The sequence below is a fragment of the Bifidobacterium jacchi genome (genome assembly GCF_009078285.1).
In the GTDB taxonomy this organism is placed as follows: domain Bacteria; phylum Actinomycetota; class Actinomycetes; order Actinomycetales; family Bifidobacteriaceae; genus Bifidobacterium; species Bifidobacterium jacchi.
On record NZ_RQSP01000091.1, the window covers coordinates 1 to 1,774 of the forward strand.

A 1,774-nucleotide genomic window follows, 5' to 3' on the forward strand; every position below is an offset into this window, starting at 1 on the left:
CCGAGCCCGCGCATGATCCGGGCGACCTGGTCCCTGCCGATCTCCTTCGGATCCCAACCCTGGCGGACGAGCTGATGCCAGACCTTGCGGTACCCGTACACGCGCATGAACTCATCCTCCCGGATCATGGTGATGTCACGCACCAACGCCTCATGCCGCGCGGCCATGCGGCTGGGCGGCCGCGTCTTGAACGCCCTGTAGCCGCGTTCGGTCAGGAACCCGCAATCCAACGCGTCCGACAGGACCCTGCAGATCGGCCCGACCCCGAAACGACCCCGGTACGCGTCGATATACGCGACCTTCAACGCCGTGTCGGGTCGAGCCTGGCCGCGAAAAAAGCCGACGCCGTCGTCAGGATCTCGTTCGCCCTGCGCAATTCGGCGTTCTCCGCCCGCAGACGCTTCAACTCGGCCGCGGCCTCCTCCGCGCCGGCCGCCGACCGCGCGTCGTCCGTCCGGTCGGCCTTGTTCCTCCACCTGCGCAACGTCTCGGACGCGATGCCCAGACTCTGCGCGACCGAGGCCACGGCCCTCGTCTCCACGAATGATTCGCACGCGACTCCTCCAGAAGCCTGAGCGCCTTCGCCTGGAACTCCTTCGTATAACGGGTCTTTCCATTCATGTTCCTAGTCTCCCATCAATGAGGTGAAACACGGAACAAAAACCAGGCCACATCAATCTGTATGAATAAACGCATATCCGGTCATTCCTCGTTTCGCCGGCGGCTCGACCTTCACAGGTCGCTCGTCGGTAGTCATACTGCTTGCCGCTCGCAATCCGAACATGATAGAAGAGCCGCCGAACCGCGATCGGAGCGTTCCCGATCATGCACGGATTTTCCTTTCACACTCAGCGAAAGGAAAATCCAACATGCAGGAGGTAACAATCACTAAACTACTGTATTGAAAAACGACTTGGTACACACTGCGAAGTGCTACATTATGTAAAGCGACTTCGCAACATTGTTGCGTGTATTACTCGTATTCGCCGGGTATTGTCGTCCACCCTCCGTGCGTATACCCCGGCGCCTCAGCATACCAGCCGATTCCCTCGGCCTTCCAACCCAGACGAACCAACATATCGTTCTCTGCTTTATTCGTCGTGTAGTTGTGATTCCCGCGCCGCGCACGAGGATTGTACTGTCGATACAGAGGATACTTTTTTCCTGCCGAATTCTCCGGAACTGAATACCAGCCGACTCCCTCGTAGCGCCAGCCCTTTGCTACTAGCATGTCACGTTCGGCAGAGCTTCGCGTATAGTGGTGGTCGCCTGCATTACGATTATAGAGACGAAATACAGGATCACCAGTTGTTGGGGCAAACCAGCCAACACCTTCATAACGCCAGCCTTTTGAGCGGAGCATATCACGTTCCTCACTACGACACGTATAGAAATGCTCACCAGAATTCCGGTTATAGAGGCGATACATAACACAGCTACCCGGAGCCCAACCGGCTCCCCCATTATCATATGCACGAGCGTAATTGGGGATAGCGGCTGACGCTATCACGATGAATAGTATTGAGAATAAGGCAGCCACCATTTCCCTCGTTTTAGTTGCAATGCTGCGTAATCCACTCTTCGTCATCTTTTTCTTCTTTCTGTTTGATAGAAGGTCAATAGTCAAATTCTTTCTATAGCCAAATTGGCAGCAAGTTTTCACATGCTCCACTGTATACAGCCTTGAAGTTTTTATATAACTTACCCCCCCAGGACATGGCGGATTTTAGTGGTGGTTGCAACACCTGTGTGTTTTGCCGCTCTTGATGGCGGT

The 1,774-nt window shown here is 55.2% G+C and carries 1 protein-coding gene and 1 pseudogene; both read right to left on the bottom strand.

All coding sequences use genetic code 11. The features are described from left to right. Positions 1-621 (bottom strand): annotated as a pseudogene (locus tag EHS19_RS11510) (transposase); the annotation flags it as partial. Between the two features lie 352 nt (positions 622-973). Next, on the bottom strand, positions 974-1,627 hold the full coding sequence (locus EHS19_RS10435; protein WP_241677221.1) for a hypothetical protein: 654 nt from the start codon (positions 1,625-1,627) through the stop codon (positions 974-976). Between the last annotated feature and the right edge of the window lie 147 nt (positions 1,628-1,774).